Below are 593 nucleotides of genomic sequence, written 5' to 3'. Positions count from 1 at the left end.
TTTGGTCACATCGTTTAAGACAATCATGTCATTCATGGAGGGTTCAAAATTCAATAAATTTTTTAATGGTCATTATATGTCGTTACGCTTCTATTACTAGATAAGAAGCCCATCAAAACAACAACAGTCAATAACCGTATAATAAGGGGCGGTAATATAGCATATTATCAGCCACTTTGGATATGCACATCCGTGACTGACTTATGATGAATAGCTATTAAGGAAGGAATGTTTGAGGGGTGTCAGTGGGAGTATTATCAAAAAAATAATGTGTTCTCAAATATAGCTGACTACTCATGCTGATTGTAATGAGGGTCATGTTTAACGGGTATGGCGACTAAGAAGCGAGTATGACCGTTTAGCGTATCAGTAGTTATCCGCCCTTGATGCGCGGTGACAATCTGTGAAACCAAAGATAAGCCCAAACCAGAACCTTTGTTTTTCTGCTGCAATCGTACGAATGGGCTAAATACTTCTTCGCGTTTCTCTTCAGGAATACCTGTGCCTTCATCAATCACTGCTAGCACCGCGTATTTCGGTAGTGGGCGCACAGGCTCAGTTTTTGCCTTTTTTAGATGCTTAGCAAATAAGCC

General features: G+C 40.1%; 1 protein-coding gene. It reads right to left on the bottom strand.

Translation table 11 applies throughout. From position 1 onward, the window contains the following. Positions 1-290: 290 nt before the first annotated feature. Positions 291-593: sensor histidine kinase (locus tag ACS8FC_RS19195; RefSeq protein WP_439297963.1), on the bottom strand; the 303-nt coding region annotated here is incomplete at its 5' end.

The organism is Psychrobacter sp. 1Y4, from assembly GCF_051847555.1.
Note: the sequence above shows the minus strand (reverse complement) of the source record. Positions and strands in the feature narration are given on the sequence as shown.